Raw genomic sequence first — 14,462 nt, 5'->3', positions numbered from 1 at the left:
TCTCAACGAGAAGTTCCTCATGAAAATCGTATGATGACACATATTCATGGAGTTCTCAATTTATCTCCTAACAGAACTAACACGACAGAAAAATCTCGTTATGATTTCTATTAGAGAGTTTCACTCTCTCAATGGTGAAGATAAGCCTCTGCCACACTCGTAGTTTTCAAACATATAGGGATTTTCGTTGTCTACAGAAGAAGAGCAGGAACGTATTAGTTCCTACACAAAACGTCATAATGGTTTAGCGAAGGCTCAGCACATTATGAAGTATCGTGCACGACAAGTAATAGCTAAATGTATTGGCATCGTGCGAACTGGTCCGGAAAAGGTTTACATACTACCTCGTATTGCGCGTGGAGGAAACTGGCTCTACGAATGGCTAAAAGCCTATGCTGAACATCAAGAAACAGGGAATGATATCTATGTTGTACAGATGCCAGGTATGGACGTTTGGTTAGAAGAGTTCCCTCGCCTTAAAAATTTCACTATTAATGCTCAAAAAATACGTTTCCAATCGCTCCGAGGAATAGGAGTACATCAGCGTATTTGTGAACAGTTCACCGAGGAACAGATACAACGTTTTATCCAAGAAGTTCTGCTCTCTTCTGAGAGCTTTCAACAAAAAATTGCTCACGCACAAAAATATGTAGGAAAAGACACCCTCGTTATTAACGTGCGCAGAGGAGACTATTATTCACACCCTCATATCCATAAAAACTTTGGGATTGACACCGTTGCCTATCTTCATGAAGCGACACAACAGATGCTTAAAGTTCATACCCCAAGTAATATTCTTGTCACCAGTGATGACACTCAATGGTGCACCGAAAACCTCGGATTCCTTAAAGATATTGCACCAACACAATTCGAAAAAATAGGTTATGGAATGTTCGGGGACTTCGCTGCATTATCAGTATCCCGTTATCTTATCCTGACCAACACAACCTTTGGCTATTGGGGTGCTTATATCGCCACAGTACGACAAAAAGCTCAGGTCTGGGCACCAAATGTGCATGAGTTAGAACAAAGTCTTCGCCAGAGCCACTCTCAGCCCCCTTTTCAGCACCAGCAATCATGGATTTCCGTTGTCCCAACCGACGGGTATCGTAGTTGGTTAGAAAGCGAAAGATAAACACGTGTCTCATATCAAACATCTCTTACAACAGCTCAAACACCGTGCTTTTTTAGCTGGTACTGACGTTCAGAAAATCCGTCAGGCACGTCAGTTAAGACAAAATCCAGAATTTGCACAGCAGTTACAGAACCTCCAAAAGCACTTTGAGTTACCAACGCTCCCCTACACCTCTGGTATATGGGCAGTAGCCATGGTCAAAAATGAACAAGACGTTATTGTCGATTCTATTGAGCACCTCTATGCTCAAGGAGTCAATCAAATACTCGTTGTTGATAATCTTTCTACCGATTCTACGTATGAACTGCTCCAAGAACTATCTCAAAAGTATCCTCTTATTGTTGGTCGAGACCATGAACCCGCATATTACCAATCAGCAAAAATGACTGTCCTCAGTGACCTTGCGTTAGCTCATGGTGCACAATGGGTTGTTCCCTTTGACGCAGATGAGTTCTGGTATGGAACAGACGGAACTTTAGCAGAAGTATTACAACAAGGTGTCCATAGTTCTGGCATTATGCAAGCAAGAATCCATAATCAATTTCCTCAACCTGACGGAACATGGCTCATTGATACGCAAGCGCACCATGACGTTAAAGTTGCTTTTAAACCTACAAAATACAGTGTTGTTCAGATGGGTAATCATGCTGTTCTTCGTCCAGGTGTTCCAGAAACAGAAAAACTCATGATTGTTCATCGTCCGTGGCGTTCTTTAGAACAATTTACTCGTAAAATTCGGCAAGGAGCTCGTAGTCTAGAACTAACTAACCTGCCTCAAGAACTTGGATACCATTGGCGAGTTCTCGGAGAATCCAGCGATGCAGAGTTAGAAGAATTATGGAACAAGCTAGTAACAGGTCAAGAAGTACCTGAAGTTGTTGCGTGGAGACCAAAAGGTGAGCTGGCTACGCTAAGCGTAAAAACTCCACAAAGATGGTCTGAGATATCAAAACTCCTTAGTTAACAGTTAAAGCGGTGGCTGGATAACAAATTAAGTTGTTTTCCACCCACCGCTTTAACTATTCGTATTAGGGGAGTGAGGTTATCCTAGTTGTCCCAATTTTACGAGATTAGCGAATTCAGGGTTATTGATTTGAACCTCTTCGAAAGTGCCAACGCTCTTGACCTCACCTTGAGATAAGAACACTAACTGGTTGACGTTTCTTACCGTTGAAAGACGATGGGCCACAATAATGACAGTAATCTCTTTCGCAATTCGATTAATCGTTTGAGTAATGCGATGTTCAGTCTCGTTGTCTAAAGCCGATGTTGCTTCATCAAGAACGAGCAAAGAGGGACGACGATACATAGCCCGTGCAATACCTAGACGTTGTCGTTGCCCACCAGAAAGACGTGCTCCGTGTTCACCAATCATTTGGTCAATGCCGTGTTCCATAGAGTTGATAACGTCTTCTAACTCTGCGATACGGATGCATTCCCAGACGCGGTCAATGTCAATTTCTTCTTCTCGTAGGCCGAAAGCGATAGCTTCTTTAATCGTTGAGTCACCTAAAAACACGCTCTGGGGAACGTACCCTACTCGAGAGAACCATTCTTCAGGATTTTCACGAGTAGATTTTCCGTTACACAAGACGTCACCTTGGTCAGGTTCAATAAGCCCCAGAATAATATCGACAAGAGTAGTTTTGCCAGAACCCGAACCTCCGACAAAGGCAATGGAGGTTCCTTGAGGGACAGTAAGGTTGATATTGTTCAAAACATTCTGATGTCCGTCAGGATATTTGAAGTTAAGGTTTTTGACTTCTAAAGCAACAGGAATAGTTGACTCATTTACTCGGGCAAAACATCCGATAGGGGGATCTTGGTGGATTAAGGTTAGTTCCCCATTTTTTGAGACTGATTCTAAATCTTTTTCAATAATCTCAATAGCTTTTGAACCTACTCGGACGTTTCCAACGGACGCGACGAGTCGGGTAAAGCTAGGTAGGACACGAACACAAGCACCAGCAAAAAGTATTAAAAACGCTGCTGAGGAAGAACCCTTTTGGCTCGTCAAAATACCAAGTAATAGGGCAATACCGACAATGAAGATAACCTCTAACATATATTTAGGGAGGTCTTGATAGAAAGTTCCTCGGCGTGAGGCTTCTACTGCAATCAGACGTTTATCTTGATAGCGATGTACGTAACGTGCAGTTACCCCATGCATACGGTTTTCACGGAATCCAACGATTGATTCTAAAGCAGCGTTCATGGCACTCACCGAGGATTCCATAATCTTAATGCCTTGCTCAGTATTTTTTTTCTTCAAGAAATATTGCAAGACAAAAGCGAAGAACCCAAAGTAGGCAAATGCGATTAAGGCAGTTCCTGGCATCACCGCAAGTAGCAGAACCATGAGGACCAAGATAGTGAACAGCTCACCTAACGCCGCCAGAATACCACCAGAATATATTGCGTATGCTTGACCGGTAGCGTCATTGATAGTGCGCAGAATTTCGGCGGTTGTTCGGTGACGGTTCACAAGATATGGTTCGTTCATATATCGGTGCAACAAGCTCACAGAAGCTGCAGTTTGCTGGTGTGCAATAAATCCGGAGCTCCACCATTTAATAGCTAAAGATGCAACACCTTTAAAGATGAATGAAAAAACAAGAATAATACTCAGATAAACGATAAGCTGTGACCTTCCAGGGTCACCTAAAATATCTGAGATAATCGCTAGATACCCTGTAATGTCGCTACCTGTCGCAAGTTGAATAATTGGCATAATCGCGGCAATGCCAACCATATCGAAAAGGGCAACGAGGAATAAGCCTAAGACATTGAGCATGAGAAAAATAAATTTCTTCCCAGGGAAGAGTATTCTCATACGTTGGTATATTTTTTTCATAAAGAATGTTTTCCTCTACTCCACGTTGTAATAATTCTTTGCAGGGGTTTCTCTACCACATGATGCGCAGCCATTGCAACGATGATAGATAGAGTCAAAGCTATGATCGTTAAGACTAGCCCACGAAGTCCTCCCCCTCCGTGTGATTGGACCCATGGAAGTGCCCAAAGGTTAACGATGACAAGCTCGTGAGCAAGGTAGAATGCAAAACTTATTTCACCTAAATAGGCAAAAAGTTTTGTAATTTTTGAGGTTCGGTAATCGGGCTGTTGTTGGTGGACAATATCTGATATCGCAAATGCACCTATGATAAGGGCAAAGACGGGTGCTAACAAATAACTTGTTATTGACTGTCCTCCGGAAAAATATGAAGCAAGTAAGTAAATAATTCCTAAAGTTAAGCATAAAATTACGACTAAGAACATACCTAGTGCATTACGGTTCTGCACTAGCAATCTAATCACTGAAGGGGAGGAATAATTCATTTTCATCACAAACAATGCCAAGAAGATACCGAGAGCAAATTCTCCGGAACGGAACAGAGGATTCGCATAGATGACCACATCTGCATAATTTGAGAGAGAAGAAATATAACTTCCAAGAACAGAAGTTAGAAGGTACCAAGAGATGAGTAGGTAACCAGCTTTTTTCTCGTTTCCTTGATACGCAATCTTCGTAAAAATAATAGGGGCAAGCATATAAAAGAAAAATTCGCAGCTCAAAGACCAGCTCACACCGTTAAAAGCAAAAATAATATCCCATTGTGGAATCCAAGCCTGAACGAGGAAAATATTCGGGATGAGCCCTATTGGATCACGGTTGATAGATACCGCTGGAAGAATTAAGGCTATACAAAGGAAAAGTATGTGCAAAGGATAGACACGGGCAAAACGTCTCCAGTAAAAATCACGATACCCCCGTTCTGGAGTATATGACCAGGTAAGAACAAACCCTGATAAGACAAAGAAAAGAGAAACTCCAATATATCCTAAAGAAGTAAAAGAATTCGTCCGCATCCAATTAGTTGTGTGCACAATGTGGTAGATAAATACGAAAAAAGCCGCAGGCGCTCGTAAAGCCGTCAACGAAACAAGATTAGTGCGATACGTCATGTATGGTTTTCCCTACCCCTATATTTTGTAGATGTTCTCAAATAGAACAGTCAAAGATAAAATTTTAGCCTGTGAAAGGTTTCCCCTTCCAAAAGTTTCCCTACTTATATATGGCTATAACTCAGTATAAATGGGCTATCGACATTACAGGAACGCTCAGACTGTAAAGTTAGCCACGAAATAAGGGCTTAGCCAAATTCCTACATTCTAAAACAAATAACAGGGTAAAAGAGTCTGAGCTCCCCTACCCTGTTATTGGTTACGTTTGAAACAAATATTTAGTTTGAGCGTCCGTTAAAAAGACTGGTTACTGATCCTTCGTCGAATACTTCCTTAATCGCTCGAGCAAGAAGCGGAGCAATAGAAAGTACTGTGAGGTTCTCGAATTGGTGGTCTTCTCCCACAGGGAGGGTATTAGTCACGACCACTTCAGAAGCACCTGATTGTGAGAGACGCTCAACTGCTGGATCAGAGAATACGGGGTGAGTTGCCGCAATAATTACATCTTTTGCGCCGTTATCGGTGAGCACCTTCACTGCGCCAGAAATGGTTCCTCCGGTGTCAATCATGTCGTCGATTAGAACACAGGTACGGCCTTCAACATTACCGACAACTGTTTTTGATACAGCCTTATTAGGAACATTGATATCACGAGTTTTGTGGACGAAAGCTAGAGGTGCACCGCCGAGAAGCTCTGCCCACTGCTCAGCGACTCGAACTCGTCCAGTATCAGGAGATACCACAGTGATGTTGCTGATATCTTCAACCTGTTCTCGTACGTGCTCCGCCAAAAGTGGAATGGCCATGAGGTGGTCGACAGGTCCGTCAAAGAATCCCTGAATCTGCGCTGTGTGCAAGTCAACGCTCATGAGACGATCTGCACCGGCAGTTTTGTATAGGTCTGCAACAAGACGAGCAGAGATAGGTTCACGTCCCTTATGTTTTTTATCCTGACGAGCGTAGGGGTAAAAAGGTGAGACGACCGTAATAGAACGGGCAGAAGCACGTTTAAGGGAATCAATCATGATGAGCTGTTCCATCACCCACTCATTGATAGGAGCAGGGTGAGACTGAATCACAAAAGCATCTGCACCACGAACAGATTCCTCATAGCGCACGTATGTTTCACCGTTCGCAAAAGTATATGCGGAAGTAGGAAGAACCTCACATCCGAGTTCTTGAGCAATTTCTTTGGCGAGTTCGGGGTGGGCTCGTCCTGAAACAAGAACCATCTTCTTTTCGCCGGGATTAGTAATTGCAGTCATTTTATTTATTGCTCTCCTCGGAAGAGTTTTTCGCTTCTGCACCCGCAGCTTCAGCAGCTTCAGCTGCCTCCGTACCTGCGCGGTTTTTGACAACCCAGCCTTCGATATTACGCTGGGGAGCTACGTTAACAGCTAGCGCACCGGCAGGAACATCCTGTCGAATAACTGTTCCGGCGCCGGAATACGCGCCGTCGCCGACATTAACCGGAGCAACATACATGTTATCTGAGCCCATGCGAACATGTGATCCGATAGTTGATCGGTGTTTATTGACGCCGTCGTAATTGACAAAAATAGAGGCGGCACCGATATTGGAGTGGTCTCCGATGGTGACGTCACCGGCATATGAGAGGTGAGGAAGTTTTGAACCTTTACCGATGGTTGCATTCTTTGTTTCGACGAATGTGCCGATTTTACCAGATTCGCCGAGAACAGTTCCGGGACGAAGGTATGCGAAAGGCCCAACAGTAGCATCATCGCCGATGGTTGCTTCTGAGCCATGAGTGCGTGACACTTGAGCATACTGACCGACAGTAACATCCGTCAGGGTGGAATCAGGTCCGATAATGGACCCAGTTCCGATACGCGTTGTACCGTGTAGCTGTGTGCCAGGAAGAATGGTAACGTCTGACTCAATTTCTACAGTGGAGTCAATCCATGTATTTTGAGTGTCTACGATAGTGACGCCGTTACGCATGTGCAACTCTAGGGTACGGTCGTTAAGTTTTCGTCCAAGCTGAGCTAGCTGTACACGGTCATTTGCACCTTCAACTTCCCAGCGATCTTCAATCGCAAGGGCGGCGGTGCGATGTCCTGCTTCACGAGCGATGTGAAGAACATCTGTAATATATTTTTCGCCTTGCGCATTATCGGTTGTTACCTGTGCAAGAGATTCACGAAGAACTTTAGCGTCAAAAGCATAGATACCCGAGTTAATTTCGGTGATAGCCAGCTGTTCGGGGGTAGCGTCCTTCGCTTCGACAATGGCGGTAACTTCACCAGCCTGATTACGAACGATACGCCCATAAGCACCAGGCTCATCAAGGTGCGCAGTCAGAACGGTAACCGCGTTATGATCTTTTTCGTGGAAAGCAATTAGCTCTTGCAGTGTCTGAGCACGCAAAAGGGGAACGTCTCCGTAAGTAACTACAACAGTTCCAGAAACTTCCCCTTGTTCGTCAAGACCAAGTAAACCAACTTCAACAGCACGACCAGTGCCAGGAATGTCATCTTGATCCACAATATGCACGTCACCGTCGAACGCAACAACGTGTTCGGCAACGCGATCTCGTTGATGTCGAACAACAACAGCTAATTTTTTAGGATTGAGTTCACGAGCCGCGGCAATTGCGTGCTCTACCATTGAACGCCCTCCGATGCCGTGCATGACTTTCGGCTTCTCAGATTTCATGCGAGTCCCAGCCCCAGCGGCTAGAACAATAACAGCGGACGGGGCGAGTTTTTCTGCGATATTCACAGTTTAGGACTCCTCGAGGGTGGGAAACGGTTACTTCAATGTAGTTATCTATATAGCTGAAGTTAACCTTGCTCCGCCACTAGGACTCGAACCTAGAATAACGGCTCCAAAGGCCGCTGTGTTGCCTATTACACCATGGCGGATTGTCAGTATTTTCTCGGTTTGTAGACCTTGAATCAACCAGACGATTCACTATCATACCAAAGCTGAGCGAATATCAAAATTCCCGCGCTTTGATTTATCCCACTTTTATTATTCTTAGTGTCCTAGCCACGCAATAATCACTTCAAGAGATTTTTCGATTTCTTTCACAGCTTTCTCTGCAGCTTTAGATCCACGACGATAGGGGTCAGCGATATCGTCTTTAGCGAGGGGTTCGCTATCGTGCTGTTTCATATAGGAAATAGGGTCTGAACGACGTCCAGCGCCCTCACGCAGGCGAGACATCTCACGCAACAAACGAACTTTAGAACGGTATTGCGGCCATTCCTGCACGATCCAGTCAAGATGGGCACGCTCCATCACCAATACTAATTCCGATTCAGCTAAGAGTCGGGTATTAATCTGCTTTGCTTGATGCCCAAGATACGGCACTCCACGACGGTCTAGTTCTTTGTCAATATGTGAAGCGACTGAGCTTCCAACAACAGCACCAGTTCCAGCACTATCAAAAATCCACGGCGAATCAGAAGGAACCATAGACTGCGCAAGATACTGAGCAGAAGCACTGCGCGCGATGTTTCCGGTACACACAAAAAGAATCTTTTTTGCGTTATCAGGAACCTTTCGCGGAATAGGCGCGGCAGGAGTAATCGAAATCTTAGGAGTCTCCTCCGAGATAGTAGAAATCTGTTCCGTAACTGGGCTGGGAGCTTCACACGTGACAGGTGAAGGAACTTCATGCTTACGCCGTTTGTTTCCCCCCAAGAGGTTCTTCAGCGCCCCTAGGCCAAATTTCGCCAATGCTCCTCATTTCCTTAAGATACGTTCTTGTGCCAATAAGATATTTTGACTCAGAGTCTAATTTTAGCAAGACTTCTTTAACGCAACCGACTAATCATTACCTGTCCCCTAAACAGTGTATTACCCATCGTTTAGAAAATACTCACACTAAAAACACTCTTCCTGCGCTTACTTAAAGCGAAGCATAAAGACCGCAAGCTATGTAGGCTATATATGTGGCACATTTACTTGGCGGAGAATCACTCCATTTAGAGTTTCCTACACGCACTATTTTTGAAGGTATCACCGTAGGCGTTAACGAGGGACACCGTATCGGCATCGTCGGCAAAAACGGCGACGGAAAGTCAACCTTACTATCCCTTCTTGCAGGACGACTACAACCAGATAGTGGGAAAGTAACCGTCCGCTCTGGAACACGCATCGGATTTCTTACCCAAGCCGACATTCTCAACAATGAGCACACCGTCGGTGAAGCAATTGTTGGCAACACTCCAGAATACGAGTGGGCATCAAACCCTAAAATTCGTGATGTCATTAACGGCCTCGTCAATGACCTTGATTGGGAGGCTAATGTCTCTTCTCTCTCAGGAGGTCAACGCCGGCGTGTCGCACTAGCCGCACTATTAGCTGGAGATTGGGACGTCCTCATGCTCGACGAACCGACCAACCATCTCGATGTAGAAGCTATTACGTGGCTAGCAAACCACCTCAAAAATCGGTGGTCCAAACACACTGGTGGATTACTCACCGTAACACACGACCGATGGTTCCTTGACGAAGTATGCACTGACACATGGGAAGTGCATGACGGAATCGTCGAACCATTTGAAGGTGGTTACGCAGCTTATATCCTGCAACGAGTCGAAAGAGACCGACAAGCAGCAGTTACCGAAGCAAAACGTCAAAACCTCATGCGCAAAGAACTTGCGTGGTTAAGACGAGGTGCACCAGCACGAACCTCAAAACCAAAATTCCGTATTGAAGCCGCCAACGAACTCATTGCCGATGTCCCTCCCCCACGCAACACTATCGAACTATCGCGGATGGCAGTTTCACGTTTAGGAAAAGACGTTGTCGATATCGAAAATGTTTCTGTCAGCTACCCTGAACCAGAAAACCCACAGCAACAAAAAGAAGTCCTCAAAAATATCACTTGGCACATTGCGCCAGGAGAACGCACCGGCATACTCGGCGTCAACGGTGCCGGAAAATCAACGCTTCTAGGACTAGTTACCGGTACCGTTACACCCGTTGCAGGAAAAGTAAAGCACGGAAAGACCGTCAAAATTGCTACACTTACTCAGCAACTAGAGGGACTCAAAGAAGTTGAACATGACAGAGTTTCAGAAGTAATCTCTCGTAAAAAAACCTCATATGTTGCCGATGGCAAAGAGATGACGCCTGGGCAGCTCCTTGAACGTTTAGGATTCACAACAGCACAGTTATCTACCCCTGTTAAAGATTTATCAGGTGGGCAGAAAAGACGCTTACAACTTCTACTCATTCTCTTAGACGAGCCAAATGTCCTCATCCTCGATGAACCGTCTAACGACCTTGATACAGACATGCTCGCAGCCATGGAAGACCTACTCGATACCTGGCCAGGAACACTACTTGTTGTCTCACACGACAGATATCTTATGGAACGTGTAACCGACCAGCAATACGCCATTATTGATGGAAAGTTCCGCCATCTACCCGGCGGGGTTGAAGAATACGTGAATCTTTCTGCTATGGGAAAGGGCGGAAGCTCTGCTGGAAACGGCTCTGGAGCATACGCACTCCACAAAAATTCTGCAAAAGATGAAAGCCAACCCAAAATTTCTGGGGCAGAACTTCGAGCAGCTCAAAAAGAGATGAACCAGATAGATCGTAAGATGTCTAAACTCAGTTCAGAAAAAGAACGGATTTCTTCCATCATGGCAGAACACGACCCTACCGATTTTGCAGGGTTAGGAAAACTACAGCAAGAAATCAGTGAACTTGACGCTGCCATCGAAGAGCTGGAGCTACGCTGGCTCGACCTCTCCGAAATTCTCGAGTAGTTTATACTCAGTACGTCCACATTTGATACGAACTTTAATCACCGTTTACCAAAGGGGAAAATATGAAAAAAATTCTCAGCACATTACGCACTGAGTTAGGGCAAATAAGTTACTCCTTTAAACAGCGTAATAACAAAGAAAAAATAAAAGCTCAGTACAAAGCTATTAAAGGTCTACAGTGCCATTCCACTTTGCCGCCTATAACTTTTAAAAGAAAAGAGCTATGGGCAGTAAGCGTTGTTAAAAATGAATTAGATGTACTTCCCCTAGTTATCGAACATTTTTTTGCTCAAGGAATAGATAAAATTCTTATCGCTGATAATCTTTCAACCGACGGCACATGGGAATATCTTCAAGAAAAGGCCTCAACCGATCCTCGAATATTTATTTATAGAGATACCGTTGTTGAACATACTCAATCAGAAAAAATGACGTGGCTATCTCATATTGCATGGCAACGTGGCGCACGATGGCTTATTCCCTTCGATGCTGATGAGTTTTGGTATGCTCCACAGACAAGTCTTAAATCGTTCCTGAAAAATACAGATTCTTCTGTTGTTCACGCTCGTTTTCACCACACTGTACCAATTGTTGATTCACCACAAGATCTCGAAAATACAGAACTGATCATGGATACCGCAAATTCTTTCCCTGGAAAAGTTGCTTTTAAAACACATCCAATAGCCGTTATCTGGCCTGGTAATCATAACGTTGCCCGTCTAGGCAAACAGTCTTGTGACTTAGACATTATCCACGTCCAGTATCGAGGCGTGCAGCAGATTGCGCGTAAGGTTCGCCAAGGGACAGAAAGCAGTAAGCTTACAGGCGAAGACCTCTCATGGTTTGCCCCACACTGGGAAGCTGGTAGCAAGCTTAGCGATGAACAGATTCAACAGGTATGGGAAAATATCTCTTCAGGAAAACCTGATGAAAGAATTAAGTTTGCGGCCGAGGGTCCGATGAAACGCGGTAAATTCTTGCAATGGACTTCATGGAATCAACAAGAGTTAGATAGTATTCGTCCCCTTAACTAGATATTTTTATTTCGCTTTATTCACCGCCGTTTTCGAGGAATTATGTCCCACGCACAACAGATATCTTCTGCACAGATATCAAAAAACCCAAACAACACGAGCACAATGGGTTGATATAGCTCAAAGAATAACCGTATTTTATGTCGTGTTTTTACTATAGTTTGCTTATTCTGCAAAATAATATGCGGTATGCATCGCTCTCGATATTCTCATATAAGTAATGTGAGTGATAATCTGGTATCAGGATAATCTCTTCCTAGAGATAGAATACTGTGATTACTATAGTATTCACTTTTAATTCTGACTTATGGTATTTCCGCGTAATGACTCTCTTTGACGCCTATTGGCACCTTAGAGCATTAAGTGCCTAACGTTACAGAGTTTCCGCTACCACAGACTATCTAAATCCGCACTCCGAATCTTATAAAAACCAGAGATGAAGACAATTCTGCTTTTATCTACTTCATAGTAGATGTCTGGACATCCTAAAATTTTTTAGCTTGTCCCAAGAGCTATATGCTAAAAATATAAAATAGTGCAGGATTCAGTATATTTCTTAAGACCTGCACTATTTTATCTAGCTACCTTCACCCCTTGGCCTTTGGGGAAAGACAAAGAGGAAATCAATATATTTCCGGTATTTTGCTAAGCAGAAACATGCTGTCAAGGAAGATAGCAACATCATAAATGCTATGACATACCAGCTCAGGGTCTCGGGTGTTCCTAACAATCGGAGCAAAACATACATAACGGGCCCATGTGCAACATAGAAAATAATAGAATTTTGTCCAACGAATTGGACCATCTTCATGAATTTAGCTTCAGGGAAGTATGGAGCCAACCAGATGAGGAAGATAGAACCACATACAGATGTAAAAAAGTTAAGTAGATGATGTTCAGAAATATCTGAAGTTAGAGCATGATAAATTCCGTATACAGATATTGCCCCCAGAGCCCAGACAAAGGCTAATGGCATCCGTTCCTGTAACCAGGTTAAATGTTTTGCAAGATAAGCTCCGACAAAGAAGAAAGCTCCAAACCAAAGAATCCGGATTACAGCATTTGTCGAAGGATCTTTGAGGAAAAGAAGTGCAAGAAAAACGAAACTATAAACTAACCAAGGAATATTGAAAGGGCGCCAAGTTCCAGCGATATAGCAGAAGAAGATAACAGGCAAGTACCATAAAATATTTCCGCCTGCCCAAAACCAAACATTGGTCATCTGGGAAAAATTACCAGTAGTAAGGATAATTATCGAACACCATACTAGATAAGCCCAAAAAATATTGTAGAACTTACCTAGAAGATAACGTTTAGTTCCTTTTGAGCGAGACCTGTTTAAAAGCAAACCAGAAATGATTAAAAGACATGGGACACGATATGGAGATAAAGAAACGTTAATACTATTAATAATATCTGGAACTTGAAAAGAATAATCTCTTGCGCTCCACCAGGCAATTGGCACAGTTGTCGAATGATAGATGATAATGAAAAGAACAGCCATTCCTCTCAAAGAATCCATCCAGACTAAACGCGTTTTACTCATCTATTTATATATTCCTTTATGTTTAGAAGAACATGTTATTGAAGGTATGCAGCGATAGCGTAACCGCCGCGTCTTCGCAAAGACGATGCAAGTTTTTGAGCTTCTTCTGCCGAGTCCATGAGCAAAACAATGGTGGGGCCAGAGCCTGATACAAAACTTGCAATCAGTCCTTCGGACTCGATCCCTAATACCTTCGTTAGTTCTGGAGCTAAGGTACAGGCAGGTGCCCCTAAATCGTTACGGATATACCGTGAAATTTCATAGAGACGAGCAATAGGTGCTGTATCGGCGACCAAAGCTTCTAAAAGACCGTCAGGAACCGCTAAAACATCTTCTGCAGGTGGATAGTCTCCGTGCATACGCCCCCTGTCCAACTCATGAAAGACGGTTGGTGTAGAAAGGCCTTGGGCTGAAGAAACCAGCACAACAGGTAAAGGCTCCACTGTAGAAGGTAGTTCCAGAGGCTGAAGTTGATCTCCTACCCCGCTGCCAATAGCGATACCCGTGTGAAGGGCAAAAGGAATGTCAGCGCCTAAAGATGCTGCAATACGGTGGTATGCGCTATCAGGTAGTAAGGATGTTGTCATAGAACTTTTGAGGAGAAACTCATCTACGGCGCGAATTGTTGCTGCAGCATCAGCTGAACCGCCACCCATACCGCCAGCAACAGGAACAGCTTTCACCAAGTGAATACGGAATGCAACGTCATGTGTTCCTAGCCCATGTTCGTGAAGAACTGCTTCAGCAGCACGATACGCAAGATTACGAGAATCTAAAGGAACAACAGATAGGTCGAACACTCCGTCTTGTTGCATTTGGTCTAGTAATGAATCAGAAGCAACTTCTGCACTGAGCGTTATACCAGTATTTTTAGTGCTATGAATACTAATAGTTTCTTTTAACGAAGTTGAAGCGTACAAGCTGGCAACAGGATGATAGCCGTTAGCTTCGGGGGCACCTACCGCAAAATACATATTAACTTTGCCGTGTCCGTAAGCAACAACTGATAGTTGGGAAGCACTCATAGGTTC

General features: G+C 44.0%; 11 protein-coding genes and 1 tRNA gene. 4 read left to right on the top strand and 8 right to left on the bottom strand.

The features are described 5' to 3' along the window. Positions 1 to 187 precede the first annotated feature (187 nt). Both ACN083_RS06735 and ACN083_RS06730 read left to right on the top strand, forming a co-directional pair. On the top strand, positions 188 to 1,135 hold the full coding sequence (locus tag ACN083_RS06735) for an alpha-1,2-fucosyltransferase (RefSeq protein WP_419102066.1): 948 nt from the start codon (positions 188 to 190) through the stop codon (positions 1,133 to 1,135). A gap of 4 nt (positions 1,136 to 1,139) precedes the next feature. After that, positions 1,140 to 2,099, top strand: a complete 960-nt coding sequence (locus ACN083_RS06730) for a glycosyltransferase family 2 protein (RefSeq protein WP_419102065.1) — start codon at positions 1,140 to 1,142, stop codon at positions 2,097 to 2,099. Between the two features lie 78 nt (positions 2,100 to 2,177). Here ACN083_RS06730 and ACN083_RS06725 read toward each other — a convergent pair whose 3' ends face one another. The 6 genes from ACN083_RS06725 to ACN083_RS06700 form a co-directional block, all read right to left on the bottom strand. Then, positions 2,178 to 3,989, bottom strand: coding sequence for an ABC transporter ATP-binding protein (locus tag ACN083_RS06725; RefSeq protein WP_419102064.1), 1,812 nt, complete (start codon positions 3,987 to 3,989; stop codon positions 2,178 to 2,180). Further along, positions 3,986 to 5,101 (bottom strand): acyltransferase family protein, encoded by a 1,116-nt coding sequence (locus ACN083_RS06720; RefSeq protein WP_419102063.1) that lies wholly within the window; start codon positions 5,099 to 5,101, stop codon positions 3,986 to 3,988. Before ACN083_RS06720 ends, ACN083_RS06725 begins: the two co-directional genes overlap by 4 nt. 278 nt (positions 5,102 to 5,379) lie before the next feature. Next, positions 5,380 to 6,366 (bottom strand): ribose-phosphate diphosphokinase, encoded by a 987-nt coding sequence (locus ACN083_RS06715; protein ID WP_419102062.1) that lies wholly within the window; start codon positions 6,364 to 6,366, stop codon positions 5,380 to 5,382. A 1-nt stretch (position 6,367) separates the two neighbouring features. Further along, positions 6,368 to 7,837 carry a bifunctional UDP-N-acetylglucosamine diphosphorylase/glucosamine-1-phosphate N-acetyltransferase GlmU gene (gene glmU / locus ACN083_RS06710; protein ID WP_419102225.1) on the bottom strand — a complete coding sequence of 490 codons (1,470 nt, stop codon included), beginning with the start codon at positions 7,835 to 7,837 and terminating at the stop codon, positions 6,368 to 6,370. 77 nt (positions 7,838 to 7,914) lie between these two features. Continuing rightward, positions 7,915 to 7,986, bottom strand: a tRNA-Gln gene (locus ACN083_RS06705). A gap of 115 nt (positions 7,987 to 8,101) precedes the next feature. Continuing rightward, entirely contained in the window at positions 8,102 to 8,806 is a 705-nt protein-coding gene (locus ACN083_RS06700) for a hypothetical protein (RefSeq protein ID WP_419102061.1), read from the bottom strand. 215 nt (positions 8,807 to 9,021) lie between these two features. Between ACN083_RS06700 and ACN083_RS06695 the strand changes: the two genes are divergently transcribed. Together ACN083_RS06695 and ACN083_RS06690 are read left to right on the top strand one after the other, a co-directional pair. Further along, on the top strand, positions 9,022 to 10,851 hold the full coding sequence (locus ACN083_RS06695; RefSeq protein ID WP_419102060.1) for an ABC-F family ATP-binding cassette domain-containing protein: 1,830 nt from the start codon (positions 9,022 to 9,024) through the stop codon (positions 10,849 to 10,851). Between the two features lie 62 nt (positions 10,852 to 10,913). Next, positions 10,914 to 11,885 (top strand): glycosyltransferase family 2 protein, encoded by a 972-nt coding sequence (locus ACN083_RS06690; protein ID WP_419102059.1) that lies wholly within the window; start codon positions 10,914 to 10,916, stop codon positions 11,883 to 11,885. Between the two features lie 577 nt (positions 11,886 to 12,462). Here the strand turns inward: ACN083_RS06690 and ACN083_RS06685 are convergent. Both ACN083_RS06685 and ACN083_RS06680 read right to left on the bottom strand, forming a co-directional pair. Then, positions 12,463 to 13,431 (bottom strand): acyltransferase family protein, encoded by a 969-nt coding sequence (locus ACN083_RS06685; RefSeq protein ID WP_419102058.1) that lies wholly within the window; start codon positions 13,429 to 13,431, stop codon positions 12,463 to 12,465. Between the two features lie 35 nt (positions 13,432 to 13,466). Beyond that, complete coding sequence (locus tag ACN083_RS06680) at positions 13,467 to 14,456, bottom strand: 4-(cytidine 5'-diphospho)-2-C-methyl-D-erythritol kinase (RefSeq protein WP_419102057.1); 990 nt, start codon at positions 14,454 to 14,456, stop codon at positions 13,467 to 13,469. Positions 14,457 to 14,462 lie beyond the last annotated feature (6 nt).

Origin of the sequence: Rothia sp. CCM 9418, from assembly GCF_048512825.1 — a bacterium.
GTDB lineage: Bacteria > Actinomycetota > Actinomycetes > Actinomycetales > Micrococcaceae > Rothia.
This window is presented reverse-complemented; position numbering and strand designations above follow the sequence as displayed.